The 18718-nt window shown below is 69.3% G+C and carries 21 protein-coding genes; 11 read left to right on the top strand and 10 right to left on the bottom strand.

The window, feature by feature from the left end:
* Window positions 1-63: 63 nt before the first annotated feature.
* The 5 genes from L978_RS10905 to L978_RS10885 all read left to right on the top strand — a co-directional run bounded on the left by L978_RS10905 (window position 64) and on the right by L978_RS10885 (window position 3768).
* Window positions 64-378 (top strand): AzlD domain-containing protein, encoded by a 315-nt coding sequence (locus L978_RS10905; RefSeq protein ID WP_047523077.1) that lies wholly within the window; start codon window positions 64-66, stop codon window positions 376-378.
* Between the two features lie 52 nt (window positions 379-430).
* On the top strand, window positions 431-835 hold the full coding sequence (locus tag L978_RS10900) for a histidinol dehydrogenase (protein WP_231555044.1): 405 nt from the start codon (window positions 431-433) through the stop codon (window positions 833-835).
* 9 nt (window positions 836-844) lie between these two features.
* Window positions 845-1165, top strand: a complete 321-nt coding sequence (fdxA, locus tag L978_RS10895; RefSeq protein WP_047523075.1) for a ferredoxin — start codon at window positions 845-847, stop codon at window positions 1163-1165.
* Window positions 1166-1174: 9 nt separating this feature from the next.
* On the top strand, window positions 1175-2287 hold the full coding sequence (dapC, locus tag L978_RS10890) for a succinyldiaminopimelate transaminase (RefSeq protein WP_047523074.1): 1113 nt from the start codon (window positions 1175-1177) through the stop codon (window positions 2285-2287).
* A 140-nt stretch (window positions 2288-2427) separates the two neighbouring features.
* Window positions 2428-3768: a citrate synthase gene (locus L978_RS10885; protein WP_372491360.1), complete on the top strand. Its 1341-nt coding sequence runs from the start codon at window positions 2428-2430 to the stop codon at window positions 3766-3768.
* Between the two features lie 133 nt (window positions 3769-3901).
* On the opposite strand, the gene L978_RS10880 is transcribed toward L978_RS10885, so the two are convergent.
* Entirely contained in the window at window positions 3902-5278 is a 1377-nt protein-coding gene (locus L978_RS10880) for a DEAD/DEAH box helicase (RefSeq protein ID WP_047523073.1), read from the bottom strand.
* A 261-nt stretch (window positions 5279-5539) separates the two neighbouring features.
* A complete protein-coding gene (dapD, locus tag L978_RS10875) occupies window positions 5540-6487 on the bottom strand; it encodes a 2,3,4,5-tetrahydropyridine-2,6-dicarboxylate N-succinyltransferase (protein ID WP_047523072.1) in 948 nt (315 codons plus the stop codon).
* 65 nt (window positions 6488-6552) lie between these two features.
* On the opposite strand from dapD, the gene dapE reads away from it, so the two are divergent.
* The 3 genes from dapE to L978_RS18580 all read left to right on the top strand — a co-directional run bounded on the left by dapE (window position 6553) and on the right by L978_RS18580 (window position 9093).
* Window positions 6553-7626 carry a succinyl-diaminopimelate desuccinylase gene (gene dapE, locus L978_RS10870; RefSeq protein ID WP_047523071.1) on the top strand — a complete coding sequence of 358 codons (1074 nt, stop codon included), beginning with the start codon at window positions 6553-6555 and terminating at the stop codon, window positions 7624-7626.
* A complete protein-coding gene (locus tag L978_RS10865) occupies window positions 7608-8825 on the top strand; it encodes a hypothetical protein (RefSeq protein ID WP_047523070.1) in 1218 nt (405 codons plus the stop codon). The genes dapE and L978_RS10865 overlap by 19 nt, the downstream gene beginning before the upstream one ends.
* 94 nt (window positions 8826-8919) lie before the next feature.
* Entirely contained in the window at window positions 8920-9093 is a 174-nt protein-coding gene (locus L978_RS18580) for a DUF3117 domain-containing protein (protein ID WP_017203323.1), read from the top strand.
* Between the two features lie 103 nt (window positions 9094-9196).
* Here L978_RS18580 and L978_RS10860 read toward each other — a convergent pair whose 3' ends face one another.
* Entirely contained in the window at window positions 9197-9835 is a 639-nt protein-coding gene (locus L978_RS10860; RefSeq protein WP_047523069.1) for an O-methyltransferase, read from the bottom strand.
* Between the two features lie 89 nt (window positions 9836-9924).
* Between L978_RS10860 and L978_RS10855 the strand changes: the two genes are divergently transcribed.
* Complete coding sequence (locus L978_RS10855) at window positions 9925-10299, top strand: twin-arginine translocase TatA/TatE family subunit (RefSeq protein WP_047523068.1); 375 nt, start codon at window positions 9925-9927, stop codon at window positions 10297-10299.
* A gap of 21 nt (window positions 10300-10320) precedes the next feature.
* Here L978_RS10855 and L978_RS10850 read toward each other — a convergent pair whose 3' ends face one another.
* From L978_RS10850 to L978_RS10835, 4 genes are read right to left on the bottom strand one after another with little or no spacing between them, the layout of a single operon-like run.
* Entirely contained in the window at window positions 10321-10815 is a 495-nt protein-coding gene (locus tag L978_RS10850; RefSeq protein WP_047523067.1) for a hypothetical protein, read from the bottom strand.
* Between the two features lie 3 nt (window positions 10816-10818).
* Window positions 10819-11958 carry an Mrp/NBP35 family ATP-binding protein gene (locus L978_RS10845; protein WP_047523066.1) on the bottom strand — a complete coding sequence of 380 codons (1140 nt, stop codon included), beginning with the start codon at window positions 11956-11958 and terminating at the stop codon, window positions 10819-10821.
* Window positions 11955-12467, bottom strand: a complete 513-nt coding sequence (locus L978_RS10840) for a DUF1003 domain-containing protein (RefSeq protein ID WP_047523065.1) — start codon at window positions 12465-12467, stop codon at window positions 11955-11957. Before L978_RS10840 ends, L978_RS10845 begins: the two co-directional genes overlap by 4 nt.
* Complete coding sequence (locus L978_RS10835; RefSeq protein ID WP_047523064.1) at window positions 12467-13735, bottom strand: magnesium transporter MgtE N-terminal domain-containing protein; 1269 nt, start codon at window positions 13733-13735, stop codon at window positions 12467-12469. Before L978_RS10835 ends, L978_RS10840 begins: the two co-directional genes overlap by 1 nt.
* A gap of 85 nt (window positions 13736-13820) precedes the next feature.
* Between L978_RS10835 and L978_RS10830 the strand changes: the two genes are divergently transcribed.
* Together L978_RS10830 and L978_RS10825 are read left to right on the top strand one after the other, a co-directional pair.
* The gene (locus tag L978_RS10830) at window positions 13821-14528 is read left to right on the top strand and encodes a general stress protein (protein ID WP_047523063.1); all 708 of its coding nucleotides are present in this window, start codon (window positions 13821-13823) and stop codon (window positions 14526-14528) included.
* A gap of 25 nt (window positions 14529-14553) precedes the next feature.
* Window positions 14554-15216 (top strand): alpha/beta family hydrolase, encoded by a 663-nt coding sequence (locus L978_RS10825; protein WP_047523095.1) that lies wholly within the window; start codon window positions 14554-14556, stop codon window positions 15214-15216.
* Between the two features lie 3 nt (window positions 15217-15219).
* On the opposite strand, the gene L978_RS10820 is transcribed toward L978_RS10825, so the two are convergent.
* The 3 genes from L978_RS10820 to L978_RS10810 are packed head-to-tail and all read right to left on the bottom strand — an operon-like array spanning window position 15220 to window position 18620.
* On the bottom strand, window positions 15220-16128 hold the full coding sequence (locus L978_RS10820; protein ID WP_047523062.1) for a phosphotransferase: 909 nt from the start codon (window positions 16126-16128) through the stop codon (window positions 15220-15222).
* 9 nt (window positions 16129-16137) lie between these two features.
* Window positions 16138-17559, bottom strand: a complete 1422-nt coding sequence (locus L978_RS10815; RefSeq protein WP_047523061.1) for an aminopeptidase P family protein — start codon at window positions 17557-17559, stop codon at window positions 16138-16140.
* A 38-nt stretch (window positions 17560-17597) separates the two neighbouring features.
* Window positions 17598-18620 (bottom strand): endonuclease/exonuclease/phosphatase family protein, encoded by a 1023-nt coding sequence (locus L978_RS10810; RefSeq protein ID WP_047523060.1) that lies wholly within the window; start codon window positions 18618-18620, stop codon window positions 17598-17600.
* Window positions 18621-18718 lie beyond the last annotated feature (98 nt).

Here is an 18718-nt window from a genome sequence, read left to right as displayed (position 1 = left end):
CAACTGGCTCGGACGACCCGTGTCGCCGGCCGACGAGCCGCTGGATGGCGCGGAGGCCCCCTCATGAGCCTCTGGAGCGCGATCCTCCTCGCGGCGGTGATCTGTCTCGCCATGAAGGCGGCCGGCTATCTCGTGCCGTCTTCGGTACTCGAAGAGCCCCGCGTCGCCCGGATCTCCGATCTGCTGACCGTGGCCCTCCTCGCGGCGCTCGTCGCCGTGCAGACCCTCGGTGACGGACAGGCCATCATGGTCGATGCGCGTGTGCCCGCTCTGCTGGTCGCCGGGGGACTCCTGTGGTTGCGGCAGTCGTTCCTCGTCGTCGTGGTGGCTGCTGCACTGGTGGCGGCCCTGCTGCGCGTCTTCGGCCTCGCATCGTGAACCCCGGATCTCGTCGGCACACCGCCGGCGCCGGTAAGCTCAACGGGTGCGCGTGAGCTGGTTGTCGAGAGTGCTGTCCTGGGTGGCTGCGGCCCTGGTGGGCGGCGTCTACGGCGTGGCGGGCACCATCGCCCACAGTGTGATGTGGGGGCCCGTCCCGATCGGACTGATCGTCGCTGCGATCGCGTGCGCAGCGATCCTCGTCGCCGTGCGCGCGCTCACCCACGACCGAGGGGCAGCGGTCGCCGCCGGACTGGGGATGATCGGGATGCTGGTGCTGATCTCCGGCGTGGGTCCCGGCGGGTCCGTGGTCGTGCCGGACTCGCTGAGCGGTCAGATCTGGACGTACGTCGTCGCGGGAATCGTGCTCCTGGTCGTCGCCTGGCCCTCCTTCTCGGGTGCCCCCGTGCGCACGGAGGCACCCGCCGCGCAGGAATCCGAGGCGCGCGAGTCGTAGACTGGAGCGGTGACGTATGTGATCGCCCTCCCGTGCGTCGATGTCAAGGACCGAGCCTGCATCGACGAGTGCCCCGTTGACTGCATCTACGAGGGCGAACGCTCGCTGTACATCCATCCCGACGAGTGCGTGGACTGCGGCGCCTGTGAGCCGGTGTGCCCGGTGGAAGCCATCTACTACGAGGATGACCTGCCCGACGAGTGGCAGGACTACTACAAGGCCAACGTCGAGTTCTTCGACGAGATCGGATCTCCCGGAGGCGCGGCGAAGGTCGGCGTCTACGCGTTCGACCACCCGGTCGTGGCCGCGCTCCCGCCGCAGGGCGAGTAGGCGCGCGCTGTGAGCGTCCGAGACCTCGACGACTACCCCTGGGATGCCGTCGTCCCGTTCCGCGAGCGTGCGGCCCGACACCCGGAAGGGATCGTGGATCTCTCCATCGGCTCGCCGGTGGATCCGACTCCCGACATCATCCGGCGCGCTCTCGCCGAGGCGACCGACGCCCACGCCTATCCGCAGACGGTCGGCACGCCGACCCTGCGCGAGGCGATCGTCGACTGGTACGCGCGCCGCCGCGGTGTGCCCGACCTCCGCGTCGACAACGTCCTGCCCACGATCGGCTCCAAGGAATTCGTCGCGCTGCTGCCCACGCTGCTCGGTCTGGGGGAGGGCGACATCGTCGTGCACCCCCGAGTGGCGTACCCGACCTACGAGGTCGGCGCCCGCGTCGTCGGCGCGACACCGCTCCCCGCCGACGACCCCGCGGACTGGCCGGAGGGCACGAAGCTCATCTGGATCAACACCCCGGGCAACCCGGACGGCCGCACCTGGACGGTCGACGAGCTCGCCGCTGCCGTGCGTCGCGCCCGTGAGCTCGGCGCCGTGCTCGCGAGCGACGAGTGCTATGCCGAACTCGGGTGGGATGGCGAATGGGCCACCTCGCCGATTCCGTCGATCCTCGACCCGCGGGTGACCGGTGGCAGCCGCGCGAATCTGCTCAGCGTGTATTCCTTGAGCAAGCAGTCGAACCTCGCCGGTTACCGCGCCGCGTTCGTCGCAGGCTGTGCGCGCGTGGTCGGCGACCTCCTCACGGCGCGCAAGCACCTCGGCCTGATGCCGCCCGCTCCGGTGCAGCACGCCATGGCGGTGGCGCTCGGTGACGACGCGCACGTCGCGGCGCAGAAGGAGCTCTATCGCGCTCGGCGGGATGCGCTGCGTCCTGCGCTCGCAGCGGCCGGCTTCCGTATCGATGGTTCAGAAGCCGGGCTGTACCTGTGGGCGACGGAGGGACGGGATGCCTGGGATTCGATGGAGCGGCTCGCTGAGCTCGGCATCCTCGCGGGCCCGGGGCCGTTCTACGGTGCCGACGCCGCGCAGCATGTTCGGCTCGCCCTCACCGCCCCGACCGAGCGCATCCTCGAGGCTGCGCGACGCCTCACTGTCGAAGCTCTGTAGGTTATCCCCTTGAAGTGGCCGTCTGTTTGGCGGATGTCACAGTAGGCCGGAGTGCCTACTAGGCTGTAAAAGCGATTCGGTCGTGACCCGACCTGGTGCCTCAGCGCCGTGAGATCGCCAGTTCCGACTTGATCAAGATCATGTCCGACTCCACCGCGACGAGCGGGGGCGGACACCAGGAGGAGGTCCGCGTGAGTGCAGCGGCAGACCAGACGGCGAAGCTGACGATCGGTGAGACGACCGCCGAATTCCCGGTACTGCGCGGCACGGCGGGGCACGACAGTATCGACTTCTCGACGCTGACCCGTCAGACCGGCTACACCGGCCTCGACTACGGCTTCGTGAACACCGCGTCGACGAAGTCCGAGATCACCTTCATCGACGGCGACAAGGGCATCCTGCGCTATCGCGGATACCCGATCGAACAGCTGGCGGGATCGACCAGCTATCTCGAGGTCGCCTGGCTCCTGATCTACGGCGAACTGCCCTCGGCATCCGAGCTCGCGGAGTTCGACGAGAAGATCCGCCGCCACACGCTGCTGCACGAAGACCTCAAGCGCTTCTTCTCCGCCCTGCCGCACACGGCGCACCCGATGTCGGTGCTGTCGTCGGCGGTCGCGGCGCTCTCGACCTACTACGAAGGTCAGACCGACCCGCACAACCCCGAGCACGTCGAACTCAACATGGTGCGCATGCTCGCCAAGCTCCCGGTGATCGCGGCGTACGCGCACAAGAAGAGCGTCGGCCAGGCCTTCCTCTACCCCGACAACTCGCTGAGCTTCGTGGACAACTTCCTGAAGCTGAACTTCGGTGTGCACAGCGAGGAGTACGAGGTCAACCCGGTGATGTCGAAGGCTCTCGAGCTGCTCCTCATCCTGCACGAAGACCACGAGCAGAACGCCTCGACCTCGACCGTCCGCCTCGTGGGCTCCACCGGTGCGAACCAGTTCGCATCGATCTCCGCCGGCATCCAGGCTCTCTCCGGCCCCCTTCACGGCGGCGCGAACGAGGCTGTGCTGACCATGCTCGGGCAGATCCGTGACTCCGGTCAGAGCGTTTCGCGCTTCGTCGAGCGGGTGAAGAACAAGGAAGAGGGCGTGAAGCTGATGGGCTTCGGGCACCGGGTCTACAAGAACTACGATCCGCGCGCCAAGCTCGTCAAGGACGCGGCCGACGAGGTGCTCTCCTCGCTGGGCGTCACCGATCCCCTCCTCGACCTGGCCAAGGAGCTCGAGGAGCTCGCGCTCGCCGACGACTACTTCCGCGAGCGTCGCCTGTACCCGAACGTCGACTTCTACACGGGTGTGATCTACAAGGCGATGGGCTTCCCCACGCGGATGTTCACCGTGCTCTTCGCGATCGGACGTCTGCCCGGCTGGCTCGCGCAGTGGCGTGAGCTGCAGCTCGACCCGCAGACCAAGATCGGCCGCCCGCAGCAGCTGTACACCGGATCCTCGGAGCGCTCTTTCCCGACCCGCTGAGTCTCGGCCGCGCGCGGCCGTAAGCGGTCGAGGCCCCCTCTGCCCGCCGACGCCCCCTCACACTGACGACTGTCAGAGGGGGCGTCGACGCGCTGAGGTGGCCTCGACGTGAAAAGGGGTGGGGCGGGATGCGTCAGCGCCCCCGGGCGCCGCCCTGACGGGACTGGCCGCTCTGCGTGGAGTAGCCTCCGCCCTGGCCGGCACCGGATGCGCCGGAGCGGGGACGGCGACGACGACGGGAAGGCGGGTTCGCCGCCCCGTTCCGCTCGCCGCCCGCGGGACGCTGCTTCGAGGACTGACGCTGCTGCTGCGGCGCCTGCACCGGGGCCGGGCGCACGTGCGGTGCGCGCTCGGGGACGAGAGCGGTGACGGCCGCCGTGGTCACGTCCTCCAGCGGAGCGCTGATGGCGGCCTTGCGCAGCAGATCCTTGACGTCACGACGCTGCTCGGGCAGCACGACGGTCACGACCGTACCGGCGGCTCCGGCGCGCGCCGTGCGACCGGAACGGTGCAGGTACGCCTTGTGCTCCACGGGCGGCTCGACGTGCACCACGAGGTCCACGTTGTCCACGTGCACTCCGCGCGCAGCGACGTCGGTCGCGACGAGCACGCGCACGCCGCCGTCCTCCGGTGCCGCCGAGAACGCGCTGAGGTTGCGCTCGCGAGCGTTCTGCGAGAGGTTTCCGTGCAGATCGACCGCGGGGATGCCTGCGGCGGTGAGCTGTTTCGCGAGCTTCTTCGCCTGGTGCTTGGTGCGGGTGAAGAGGATGCGGCGCCCGGTGCCCGATGCGAGGTCGCGCACGAGCGCGGTCTTGTTGTCGGTCGAGTCGACCACGAGCACACGGTGCGTCATCTCGCCGACGGGCACGCTCTCCTCATCGACCTCGTGGCTGACCGCGTTCGAGAGGAAGCGGCGGGCCAGAGTGTCGATGCCGCGGTCGAGCGTCGCGCTGAACAGCAGGCGCTGACCGCCGGCCGGGGTCGCCGTGAGGATGCGGGTGACACCGGGGAGGAAGCCGAGGTCGGCCATGTGGTCGGCTTCGTCCAGCACGGTGACCTCGATCGCGCTCAGGCGCACGACCTGCTGCTTCATGAGGTCCTCGAGTCGACCGGGGCAGGCGACCACGATGTCGACGCCGCCACGCAGCGCCTGCTCCTGCGGACGCTGGCTGACGCCGCCGAAGACGGTCGTGACGCGCAGGCCCGCGGCCTCGGCGAGAGGAGCGATCGTCGCAGCGATCTGGGTTGCGAGCTCTCGGGTCGGAGCGAGGACGAGTCCGCGCGGCAGGCCTGCGCGGCGCTGCCCCCCGGACGCGGCGAGTCGCGCGACGAGCGGGAGCGCGAAGGCGATGGTCTTGCCACTGCCCGTGCGTCCGCGGCCCAGGAGGTCGCGTCCGGCAAGCGAGTCGGGGAGCGTGTCGCGCTGGATGGCGAACGCTTCGGTCTTGCCGGAGTCGGCGAGAACGGCTGCGAGCTCGGCGGGAACGCCGAGTTCAAGGAAAGTAGACATGCAGAAACTCCGTCAGCGCACGAGTGAACGGCGCGAGATAAGGGGTGAGGTGGGCGACGGCGCAGGAATTGCGCATCGATTCGCCGTTCGAAAGGCCAGCTGATGCTGGTGATGGGAGCAGTTCCGCTCGCTTCGGTCCTCGGAGACCCCGTGACGACGACGATGTTGTGGGACCGGCGGTCCGTGCAACGAGGTCAGTCTATCAGCGCGGGCATGCCGTCAGCTGCATGCCCGCTGCGTGCGCGAGTCGTCGACGGCGGATCAGGCGTGCAGCGCCTCGTTCAGCGTCACTCCGACGCCCGCCCGTCGCACAGCCTCGACCGCCCCGCTGAGCGAGTTGCGGCGGAACAGCAGTCCGTCCTGGCCCGAGAGTTCCGCACCCTTCACCGTCCGCCGCCCGCCATCCGGCGTCGCGGGACCGTCGGCGAGCACGACCTTGGTGCCGGCTGTCACGTAGAGACCCGCTTCGACGATGCAGTCATCGCCGAGCGAGATGCCGATGCCGGCGTTGGCGCCGAGGAGCGTGCGCGCTCCGATCGACACCCGGTGCGTGCCGCCGCCCGAGAGGGTGCCCATGATGGAGGAGCCACCGCCGATGTCGCTGCCGTCCCCGACGACGACGCCCTGCGAGATGCGCCCTTCGACCATCGAGGCACCGAGAGTGCCGGCGTTGAAGTTGACGAAGCCCTCGTGCATCACCGTCGTGCCGGGGGAGAGGTAGGCGCCGAGGCGCACGCGGGACGCGTCGGCGATGCGCACGCCGGACGGCTGGACGTAGTCGGTCAGACGGGGGAACTTGTCCAGCCCCTGCACCTGGATGCCCGCGCGCTGGAGGTGCGGACGACGACGCGCGGCGACGTCGGGGTGCACCGGTCCGGCGTTCGTCCAGGCGACGTTGGGCAGGTGCCCGAAGATGCCGTCGAGGTTCAGCTCGTTGGGACGCGCCACGAGGTGCGAGAGCGCGTGCAGACGCAGATACGCGTCGGCGGTGGAGGCGGGGCCTTCGTCGAGGTCGATCTGCAGCTGCACGACCTCGACCGTGACGTCTCGTCGCTCGTCGCGTCCGACGAGGGGTTCGAGTGCGGCGACGGCCGCCTCATCCGCGACGGGCTCCCCGCGTCGCACCTCCGGGTACCAGGCATCGAGAACCGTGCCGTCCCCGGCGATCGTGGTCAGTCCGATACCCCATACCGTGCGTGCGTCGCTCATCCCTCCACGCTATCGCGCCCGGCCGGCGACGACTTCACGCATGACGAGGTAAGTAGGCTGGACGCATGGTGCTCGATCTGACCGCGTCCTCCGTCGAACTCACTCGTGCGATCTGCGACATCCCGAGCGTCTCCGGCGACGAGAAGACCCTGGCCGATGCGATCGAGGCCGCGATCTCGCCGTTGGCCCATCTCGAGGTCTTCCGGCACGGGAACACGATCGTCGCCCGCACCGACCTCGGCCGTGCGCAGCGCGTCGCGATCGCCGGTCACATCGACACCGTGCCGATCAATGCGAACCTCCCGACGCGGGACATCGAGATCGACGGAGTGCCCTACCTGTGGGGACGCGGCACGGTCGACATGAAGGCCGGCACCGCGGTGCAGCTGAAACTCGCGGCCGAGCTCACCGCTCCCGCCGTCGACATCACCTGGATGTGGTACGACAACGAGGAGATCGAAGCCTCCAAGAACGGTCTCGGGCTGCTCGCGGCCGTTCGTCCCGATCTGTTCCAGGCGGACTTCGCGATCCTCGGAGAGCCGTCCAACGGTGAGGTGGAGGGGGGCTGCAACGGCACCCTCCGAGCGCTCGTCCGGACGACCGGCGTGCGAGCACACAGTGCCCGCGCCTGGATCGGCGAGAACGCGATCCACAGTGCCGCGCCCATCCTCACCCGGCTGGCGGAGTATCGCGCCAAGGAGGTGCTGGTCGAAGGGTTGCTCTACCGTGAGAGCCTGAGCGCCGTGCGCATCGCGGGTGGCGTCGCGGGGAACGTCATCCCCGATGCCTGCGAGGTCGAGGTCAACTACCGTTTCGCTCCCAACAAGTCGGCTGCGGACGCCGAGTCCCATCTCCGCGGGGTTCTCGCGGGCTTCGACATCGAGATCACGGACGCCGCCGAGGGTGCGCGCCCCGGGCTCGACGCCGAGATCGCGAAGCAGTTCGTGGCTGCTGTCGGCGCGGAGCCGCGACCGAAGTACGGATGGACGGATGTCGCCCGGTTCTCGGCCCTCGGTATCCCCGCGGTGAACTACGGCCCGGGCGACCCGCACCTCGCGCACCACGACGAGGAGCGCGTGCCGCTCGCGCAGATCGACGCCGTGGAGCGGGGCCTGCGCGTATGGCTCGCTTCGCGCTGAGTGCGGCTCGCCGGTGGGCGCAGACACCGCTCGCACTGCGCATCGCCTTCATCTATCTCGGTGCGCGGGTGGTCACCACCGCCTTCTTCCTCGTGGCGGGCTCCCTGTCGACCGGGGCCTCTCGGTTCGGTGCAGACGCGGGCGTCGTCGACTTCATCCTCGGTTGGGACGCCCAGTGGTATTGGCTCGTCGCCGAGAACGGGTATCCGACCGACCTCCCCCTGACCGACTCCGGGGAGGTCGCCGAGAACGCCTGGGCGTTCATGCCGGTGTTCGCCTATGCGGCCAAGACGGTCGGGTTCCTGTTCGGCTCGTGGGGCGTCGGCGCTCTCGTGATCTCGTTCGTCGCCGGGTACCTCGCCTGCCTCGCCCTGCACCGCCTGCTCCGTGACCGCATCGGAAGCGGCGCGGCGACCTGGGCGGTCGTCTTCTTCGCCGCCGGGCCCATCGCGGCCATGTTCCAGGTCGGCTACGCCGAGACCCTTTTCCTCCTGCTGCTGTTCCTCGCACTCGACGCGACCGCCGCGCACCGCTACTCCTGGCTCTACGTGCTCATCCCGGTGATGGCCTTCACCCGCCCCGGTGTACTCGCCTTCGCCCTCTACCTGGGGCTGCACGGGATCATGCGATGGGTTCGTCGGAAGGAGGATCCGCTGTCCGGTCGCGAGATCGCGCACATTCTCGCGCTCGGTGCGCTGGCGAGCGTGACCGGCTTCGCCTGGCAGGTGATCGCCGGCATCGTCACCGGCGACCCCGGCGCCTACCTCGCCACCGAACTCGCATGGCGTCGCCACTGGATCGTCGGTGGTGTCGACGGTTTCGTCCCGTTCGAAGGCTGGGTCCAGGCAGCGCAGTTCTGGTTCGGTTTCTGGGGGCTTCCGCAGTGGTGGGGGCCGATCGCACTGGCGCTGCTGGTCGTCGGGCTCGCGGCCACGCTGCTGTACTCCCCGCAGGTCCGTGCGCTCGGCGGAGACCTGCGGCTGTGGAGCGCGAGTTACCTGCTCTACCTGCTCGCGGTGTTCTTCCCCCAGTCGAGCACCTTCCGTCTGCTCCTGCCGCTCAGCCCGATGTGGGGTGCGGTCGCCGTCCCGCGCTCACGGCGTTGGAGGCTCGGGATCCTCGCGGTGTGTCTCGTCGGTCAGTGGTTCTGGATCTACCACATGTATGCGCTCGGGAACACGTTCTGGCAGGTGCCGTGATCGTGAAGCTCGACCCAATTGTTGCTCGGTGACCTCCAGCTCCCGGTGACACCCGATAAACTCATCCCATACCACCGGAGGAAAGGGAGCCACGATGGCAGCGATGAAGCCGAGGACCGGAGACGGACCCATGGAGGCCGTGAAAGAAGGACGACTCATCATCGTGCGTGTTCCACTCGAAGGCGGCGGCCGACTGGTCGTCTCCGTGAACGACGCAGAGGCCAAGGAGCTTCACGACGTGCTGGCCGCCGTCGTGGCACCGGCCTGATCGATCTCGGATCCGCGTCCGCGGATCCGGAAGGGCGGTGGATCCTCGGATCCACCGCCCTTCGTCGATTCCGGACTCTTCGGGAGCGATCCGTGCGGAGGGCTCAGTCGCGCTCGGGGAGGCTGATGAGCTGCAGCAGGCCTTCGGCGGCAGGGGATACGGTCGCGAGGACAGCCGACGATTCCTGCGTCTCCTGCACCAGGGAACGGTAGGCGGACGTGATCTCGTCGCGCTGGACGGGATCGGCGACGCGGCCGCCGGCGAGGACGCGGGGGACCAGTACCAGGCCGCCGGTGCGGGCGAGACGAAGCCCGTGTTCGACGTACTCGATGATGTGCTCGGGGTCGGCGTCGACCAGCACGATGTCATAGGAGGCCTCGTTCATCCGAGGCAGCACGTCGATGGCGCGTCCCGTGATGAAACGGACCCTCGTGGAGGGGACCCTCGCATCGGCGAACGCCTGACGTGCGGCTGCGAGGTGCTCGGGCTCGTTGTCGATCGTGGTGAGCACAGCTTGGGGGGCACCGCGCAGGAGCCAGAGGCCGGAGACACCGGCACCGGTGCCGATCTCGACGATCGACCGCGCACCCGTCGCGGCGGCGAGCACGGCGATCTGGGAGCCGACGACCGTGCTGACCGGCATCGCGCCCAGCTCGACCGCATGTGCCCGAGCGCGGGCGATGGAGTCCGGCTCCACGATGGACTCGCGAAGGAAACGCGCGTTCGCGTCGTGCTCGCTCATGGCCTGTTCTCCCTGCCTGCCCGGTGATTCCCTCCAGCGTATTCGCTCGTCGCGCGCGGGGACCGCAGGCGCGGCGGTAGCCTGTAGAGATGACGTTCGGGCTCACCTTCGAGAAGATGCTGCTGATCGGCCTCATCGCGGTGCTGATCATCGGTCCTGAGCGTCTTCCGCGGGCCGCCGAGAGCTTCTCCCGCATGGTCCGCAAGGCCGGCGAATACCTTCGCGACACCAAGAGTCGGATGCGCCAGGAGATGGGGCCCGAGATCGACGACGTCGACTGGCGAAAGCTCGACCCCCGTCAGTACGACCCGCGTCGGATCATCCGCGACGCCCTGTTCGAGGAGCCGCAGTCGGCGACGCCGGTACAGGCCAAGGAGACGATCGCCGAGCCCATCGCCCCCCGCGCCGCCCCGCAGGAGTTCAGCGCGACGAACCGCCCCCCGTTCGATCCCGAGGCCACCTGACCTTCAGGCGCGAAGGGGCTCTCAGGAGATCCGTGAGCGCAGGGTCGCGATGTCCGCGTCGCTGAGCAGGGCACGGGGGATGGCGGTCGCCGCGCTCGTCCCACGCACCTTGAGCAGCACCGCATCCCTGCCCACGCGCATGCTCTGGAACGTCCCGTAGGCGATCTCCGACTGTCTCCTACCGCTGCCCAGCCTCAGCACGTCGTCTTCGAGCTGTGCCCACACCACGGTCTCGACGGGCATCGCCGTCCGCACGGCCTGGCGGGCGGACGACACCGACATCACGACGGCGAACACCGCGAGACCGATGATCAGCAGCGGCATCCAGCCCGCGCCGAACGGCGGTTCTGCGCCCGCGGGCAGGGGGGTGCTCAGATTCAGGATGCTGAGCGTCAGCGCGCCGGCGAGTGCGACCCACATGACGATGGCAGCCGGCCGGGTCAGCGAGTAGATCGCCGCATCGCGAGCCATCCGCTGCAGTAGCCCCTCGTCGATCGTCAGGGAGCGGGGAGGCATCGGTCACTCTTCCTTGCGTGGTCCGCCGACGGTCATCGGCAGCGAACGGCCGGAGAGGCCGCGTCCCCGCCGGGTGAGCGCGCGAGCGAGGTCGTGGATCGCGGTGGCGGCGGCATCCGTGGCTGCCCCCGAGACGAGGGGCGCGCCGGCGTCTCCGCTCTGGCGCAGCGCAGGGCTCAGGGGGATCGAGGCCAGCAGCGGGACGACCTCGTCCGGTTCGGAGAGCGCATCGGCGACGGCCGCTCCTCCGCCCGACCCGAACAGGTCCAGCACGGTTCCGTCGGGGAGCGTGTACGCGGCCATGTTCTCGACCACGCCGATCACCTGTTGACCGGTCTGCCGTGCCACGAGACCGCTGCGGATCGCCACGTCGGAGGCAGCGGTCTGCGGAGTCGTCACGACGAGGACTTCGGCGTGCGGGAGCAGCTGTCCGATCGAGATGGCGATGTCGCCCGTGCCGGGCGGCATGTCGATGAGGAGCACATCGAGGTCGCCGAAGAAGACGTCGGTGAGGAACTGGGACACGGTGCGATGCAGCATCGGCCCCCGCCAGGCCACGACAGACTCGCCGTCGCGCAGGAACATCCCGATCGAGATCGTCTTCACGCCGTGGGCCACCGGTGGCAGCATCAGGTCGTCGATGCGGGTCGGCTGCGTCCCGGCCGGGATCCCGAGGAGGCCGGGGATGGAGAAGCCGTGCACGTCGGCATCGACGAGTCCGACCGAGAGTCCCTGGTCGGCGAGGGCGACCGCGAGGTTGGCGGTGACCGTCGACTTGCCCACTCCGCCCTTGCCGCTCGAGACGAGGATCACGCGGGTGAGGGAGTCGGGGCCGAACGGCATGTGCCGTGCCGGGCGACCGTCGCGCAGCTTCTCGGTCAGCGCCTTGCGTTCGGCGGGGGTCATCACGCCCACCTCGACGTCGACGTCAGCGATGCCGGGGACGGACGCCGCGGCCTGTCGCACGTCGGCTTCGATTCGGGCCGCGGCGGGGCAACCCACGATCGTCAGCACGATGCCGACCTGGGCGTGGGCACCGTCGACGGAGATGTCGCGCACCATGTCGAGCTCGCCGATCGGTCGACGCAACTCCGGGTCCGTCACGGCGGAGACCGCGGTGCGGACGAGGTCGGCCTCGGTCACGATGCGGCGCCCCCCGATGCCCTGTCGTCGGTGTCCTCGAGTTCGGCGAGCAGGGTCTTCAGCTCCTGGCGCAGCACGTCTCGGGTCACGGTCTGCGAGTTGCGCTCCTCGAGCGCCATGCGCAGTGCCACGATCTCGCGGGCCAGGTATTCGGTGTCGGCGAGGTTGCGCTCGGCGCGCTGGCGGTCCTGCTCGATCTGCACCCGGTCGCGGTCGTCCTGGCGGTTCTGCGCGAGCAGGATCAGCGGTGCGGCATAGGAGGCCTGCAACGAGAGCATGAGCGTCAGGGCCGTGAACCCGAGCGCGGCATCATCGAAACGCAGATGCTCGGGCATCAGGGTGTTCCAGACGATCCAGACCACGCAGAACAGGCTGAGGATCACGAGGAACGCCGGCGTCCCCATCGCCCGCGCGACCCACTCGGTGAACCTTCCGAAGCGGTCGCGAGAGGTGGTGCGCGGGCGGGCCGTGCTGCGTCCCGGCGCGTCCAGACGCGACTCGCGGGCCATCAGCTCGTCTCCTTCGCAGCGGCGGCGATGTCGTCGCTGTCCTGTGAACGCCAGTCATCGGGGAGGAGATAGTCGAGCACGTCGTCGATGCTGATGGCGCCGACGAGCCGATGGGCTGCGTCGATCACCGGCAACGAGACGAGGTCGTAGCTCGCCAGCAGACGCGCCACTTCGGCCGCCGACGCGGTGACGGGAACGGGCTCGAGGCTGTCATCGAGGATCGCTCCGAGTCGTTCATGCGGGGGATAGCGCAGCATCCGCTGGAAGTGCACGAGCCCGAGCAGGCGACCGGTGGGCGTCTCGAACGGGGGGAGTGTCACGAACACGGCCGCGGCCAGCGCCGGGTGCAGCTCGTGGCGCCGGATCAGAGCCAGGGCCTCGGCGACGGTCGCATCGGCCGACAGGATGATGGGTTCCGGGGTCATCAGACCGCCGGCGGTGTCCGGGCCGTAGCGCAGCAGCATCCTGACGTCCTCGGCCTCCTCGGGCTCCATCAGTTCGAGGAGCTGCTCCAGGCGGTCCGGGGTGAGCTGGGCGAGCAGGTCGGCGGCATCATCCGGCTCCATCTGGTCGAGGATGTCGGCCGCGCGCTCGTCGCCGAGCCGGTCGAGGATGTGCACCTGCTCGTCCTCGGGCATCTCCTCGAGGGCATCGGCGAGGCGGTCGTCCGAGAGCTCCTCGGCGACCTCGATCATCCGCTGCTGCGGCAGATCGAGAAGAGTGTTCGCGAGGTCGGCGGCATGCAGCTCGGAGTACGAAGCGACGAGCTGTTCGGCGGACTGGGATTCGCCCGGCGCGCGTTCCTCGGCGACCTCGTTCCACGCGGCGAACGTCGTGGGCCCCTTCGCGAAGGGAGAGGCGCTGGTCTTCGGCCGACGCAGGAAGAGCTGACTGATGGCCCATTCCCCGAGGCGATTGGGCTCGATCGCCACATCCTCGATCACGGCGGTACCGCTGCCGTCGGAGAAGCTGACGCGTCTTCCGAGCAGCTCCGCGAGCACCCGCACCTCGCCGGCCCGCGGAGAGAAGCGTCGCACGTTGATGAGTCCGGTGGTGATGACCTGACCGGAGCGGATCGATGTGACGCGGCCGATCGAGAGGAACACGTGTCGTCGTCCGGGGATCTCGACCACGAGACCGATCACGCGGGGTGCCGCGGTACTTCGGTACACCACGACGACGTCCCGGACCTTGCCGAGCCGGTCGCCGACGGGATCGAAGACGGCGCACCCGGCTAGGCGCGCGGCGAAAACCCGTTGTGTGCTCACCCCTCCAGAGTAGTCGGCGGGCCCGGTCATCGGCGGGATGGCCGCGCCTCGGGCGGTCTGACGGTGCGCGTGGAAGAATAGTCGGATGAGTATGCTGAACCGCCCCGCGAACAGCTCGGAGACCGGCGAGATCGTCGCTTCCACGCGCGACTACGAGAACGCACAGAAGACCGTCTCGAAGCTGATCGCCGGGGAGGTCCCAGCACGGGACATCGCGATCGTCGGGCAGAGCGTGCGGACGGTCGAGCGCGTGACCGGCAAGCTCGGATACGCCGCTGCCGCCCGCTCCGGCGCCATCAACGGTGTCCTGATCGGCCTGTTCCTCTCCGCGATCCTCGTGCTCGGCAACCCGGAGGTCCCGATCCAGCTCTTCGTCGGCTTCGTCCTCATCGGCGTCGCGGTCGGGATGCTCCTGAGTCTCGTGACCTACGCGATCGTCCGGCGTCGTCGCGACTTCGCGAGCGTCACGCAGTTCGCGGCGGATCACTACGAGGTCACCGTCCAGGCCGCCTCGCTCGCCAAGGCTCGCGACGTTCTCGGAGCGACGCGCGTCGCTCCGGTCCGGCCTCCCGTGAACCTCGACGAGCCGCCGCGATACGGAGAACGGATCACGCCTGGCGCGACGGCGCCGGCACCCGAGGAGCCCGTGATCCCGCCGCGGCCGGCAGACCCCGTTGCCGAACCGGCCGCCGATCCGGAGCCGGGTACGCCCACGCCCGAGCCCGGGACGCCCGCACCGATCGAGCCCGACGCGACGCCGGGTGCAGAAGACGCCCCGGGCGAGCGGGCGTGACGACGATCCCCGGACGTTCCTCCTGATGGTCGAGATCCAGGTCGCGCTGCCGAACGGAACCACCGTCGTGTCGGCCGACTGGACGCGCGGCGACAACGGGGCGACGGTGATCGTCGCCCACGGCGCGGGAACGGGAAAGGACCATCCCTTCCTCACCGGCTACGTCGAGGCACTCCGCGCGATCGGCTTCTCGACACTGCGCTTCAACTTCCCGTACGTGCAGCAGGGGCGGCGGATGCCGGGGCCGGCCGCGCATGCGATCGCCACCTGGAACGCGGTCACGACGTTCGCGCGCACATCAGACCCCGCGGCGACGATCTGGGCGACGGGGAAGTCCTACGGCGGACGCATGGCATCGATGGCGGTCGCGGAGGGTTTACGGGTGGACGGACTCGTCTATCTCGGCTATCCCCTTCATCCGCCAGGTCGGCCGGAGAAGCCGCGGGTCGAGCACCTGCCCGCGATCACCGTGCCACAGCTCTTCGTGGAGGGGACGAACGATCCCTTCATCCAGCCGATCTCGCAGTTCGAACAGGCTGTCGCGACCTGTCGAGAAGCCCGGATCGTCTGGATCGAGGGCGGCGGGCACACGTTCGAGGTGAAGGGCCGCAAACTCCCCGCAGAGCAGATCGGTGCGTCGCTCGCCCCGATCGTGGCCGAGTTCGCCCTCGGACATGCTGTCGACTGACTCTCAGCCGACGAGCATCGACAGCTCGGGGTCCGCGAGCACGCGGCGGACGGTGGAGATCCCCAGCGCGCTCATCCGCGGGTTCGACTTCTCGTAGTACCACCCGAGGCCCAGCGCCTGTTGCAGGGCCCACCCGGCACCCCGCTGCCACTCGGCCTCGCCGGCGGAGACACCGTCGCGGACGAGGCGTCGTGTCGGGGCATCGAGGAGGTGCCAGGCGGCGACGAGGTCGAGCGCAGGGTCCGCAGGTCCGAAGTCCCCGCCGTCGAGCACGCCCGCCAGCCGGACCTCGTCGTCGCGCTCGATGACCAGGAGGTTGAACGGCGTGAGGTCGCGGTGGCACATCAGCGGAGCGTCGGCGGGCGGAAGCGCGCACAGGGCCGCCCAGAGCTTCGCGGTGCGTGCCACGTCGATCAGGTGCGCGCTCCGCGACAGACACTCCGAGACCCACTCATCGTGGTCGCCGAGTCTCCCGCCGCGGCCGTTCCCGTCGAACACCCGTCCGCGCACGTCGACCGCGCGCAGTGCACGGATGAGGACGACCAGATCGTGAGCGAAGGCTTCCGACGCGGCAGCACGCACGGGGCCCGGCGGCTCGCCGTCGATCCAGGACTGGACGGCCCAGGCCGAGTAGAACTCTTCCGACGCGGCAGCGATCCCGTAGGAGCGCGGGGCGGGGAACGGACTCGCTGCGGCCAACTCATCGAGCGCCGCGGCCTCACGCGCGAGAGTGGGCTCCGATGCCGCGAGGCGCGGGAAGCGGGCGACAAGGCCGTCGCCCACCCGGATGATCCTGTTGACCGTCCCGGTGGACGAGACCGGTCGCAGCTCCTCTCGGCGCAGCTCGGGGAAGCGGCGCGTGATCAGCCGTGCCGCGACCTCGGTCTCGAGCGCGAGCTCACCGTCGTGCATCCGCCGAGGTCAGCTCTGGAGCCGGGCGATCCATGCTTCGACCTCGTCGGCCGTGCGGGGGATATCGGCCGAGAGGTTCACGGGGCCGTCCTCGGTCATCAGGATGTCGTCCTCGATCCGCACGCCGATGCCACGGAGCTCTGCGGGCACCGTCAGGTCATCGATCTGGAAGTACAGCCCGGGCTCGATCGTGAACACCATGCCGGGCGTCAGGACGCCGTCGTAGTACATCTCGCGCCGCGCCTGGGCGCAGTCATGCACGTCGATGCCGAGGTGGTGGGAGGTGCCGTGCACCATGTACCGACGGTGCTGGCCGCCCTTGTCCGCGTCGATCGCCTCGTCAGCGGTCACCGGCAGCAGGCCCCACTCCGCGGTGCGTGCGGCGATGACCTTCATGGCGGCCGCATGCACGTCGCGGAAACGGACGCCCACCCGTGCAGCGGCGAATGCGGCGTCGGCGGCCTCGCGCACGGTCTCATACACCCGGCGCTGCACCTCGGTGAAGGTTCCCGAGACGGGCAGCGTACGGGTGATGTCCGCCGTGTACAGGCTGTCGGCTTCGACACCGGCGTCGACGAGGATCAGATCGCCCGGGGCCACGGTGCCGTCGTTGCGGGTCCAGTGCAGGTAGCAGGCGTGCGGACCGGACGCCGCGATCGTGTCGTAGCCCTCGCCGTTGCCGTCTTCACGGGCGCGGCGGTGGAAGACACCCTCCACGACACGTTCGCCGCGGGCGTGCGCGACGGCGGACGGAAGCTCGCGGACGATGTCGTCGAAGCCGTTCGCGGTGATCTCGATGGCACGGCGCATCTCGGCGATCTCGAACTCGTCCTTGATGAGGCGCAGCTCGGACACGAAACGGGTGAGGGTCTCGTCCTCGTCGAGCACGAGCTCTCCCTCCACGGCCTCGAGCTCGTGGAGATGGGCGGTCGCGATCTCCAGGTCGGCCGCGACACCGTCCAGGGACGGGCGTGGGCCGATCCAGAACTCACCGATCGTGGCGTCGGCGTAGAACTCCGTCGTGGTGCGGTCGGCGCGCTCGCGGAAGAAGAGGGTGACGTCGTGCCCCGTGTCGGTCGGCGCGAAGACCAGGACCGAGTCGGGCTCGGCATCCGCGGCCCATCCCGTGAGGTGGGCGAAGGCGGAGTGGGCCCGGAAGACGTAGTCGGTGTCGTTGCTGCGCTGCTTGAGCGATCCTGCGGGGATGACGAGACGCTTCCCCGGGAAGGCAGCAGAGACCGCGGCCCGACGGACAGCGGCGTACGGTGCCTGCGCACGCGGAGCGGGAAGGGTTTCCGGACGCTCGGCCCATCCCGTCGAGATGGTGTCGAGGAACCCCTGCGGGAAAGGCTGCTTGCGGTTCGTGTTGCTGTTCTCGACAGACGCTTCGACGGTGGCTTCTGCGATCGTGTCGCGTTCTCCGGTGCTCATCCCTCCAGTCTGTCACCTGCAGGGCGGGTTGCGGGAGTTCAGCCGGCCGGCTCCAGCTGGACGACGAGCGCACGGTGGTCGCTGCCCCCGGCATCACCGAGGACGACCGAGCCCGTCGGTGTCCAGTTCGGCGAGGCCATCACGTGATCGATCGGCGCCCCGGCGAGGGGCGGGAGCGAGCTCGGCCAGGTTCCCGCGAGACCGTTGCCGGTGCGCGACGCGACATCGCGGCAGTATCCGATGTCACCACCGTCCACTCCGAGGGGCGCCATGTGATCGATCGTCGCATTGAAGTCTCCGGCCAGGATGAAGTCGCCCTGCGGACACTGATCGGCGATCCACTGCAGATCGCTCTGCCACTGCTGCATCTCTTCCACACGGGGAGCGACGGCGTGCACGGCGACGATCGTGGGTCCGGAGCCGTCGACCGGCATCAGCACGACACTCGGCACGGAGCCCGTGTTGCTGCTGCCGTCCTTCGAGGATTCGATCACCGAGTACTCGCCGAGGTCGGGGGCCACCAGCACCGTGGTGTGCCAGGACTGGGGGCCGTTGGGGACATCGGGGCGGAACTGCACGTGGTGGACCCACATCGGATGCCCCTGCTCGCGCAACATGATCGCGATGCGCTCGCCGACGTCCTCGGTCGTCTCCGGCAGGGCCACGACATCGGCGCCCTGAGCGAGGATCTGCTGGGCGATCACCTCGGCGGACACGGCTTCGCCCGCCGTGTTCCAGGTCAGCACCCGGATGCTGCTCTCCGTCTTCTGGGGGAGCTCGGTGGTGCCGAAGCCGCGGGTCGCTCCGATGACGCCGGTCGCCCCCGCACCCAGCAGCGCGACGATGAGGACCGACGCGGCGAATCCGCGCAGAGGGCGGGCGAAGAGCAGCAGGAGCGCGAGCACGGCGATCACCAGGAATCCGCCGAGGACCAGGCCGCGCGCGGACACCAGCTGCGCGAACGGATAGGTCTGCTCGAGACGGAAGAACTGCGGCCACACGACGATCGCCGTCGCGATCGCGAGCAGGACGGTGAAGAGGATCCCCAGTAGTCGAAACATCCCCTCAAGCCTAGGAGCGCCGCCTGTGAAGTCCCTGCCCCGACATCCGCTTCCGTGTGCCTCCGCGCCCACCGGCCGTCGCCCTCGGTACGCTCGGA

The organism is Microbacterium sp. ZOR0019, from assembly GCF_000800925.1.
GTDB classification, from domain to species: Bacteria; Actinomycetota; Actinomycetes; order Actinomycetales; family Microbacteriaceae; genus Microbacterium; species Microbacterium aurugineum.
Note: the sequence above shows the minus strand (reverse complement) of the source record. Positions and strands in the feature narration are given on the sequence as shown.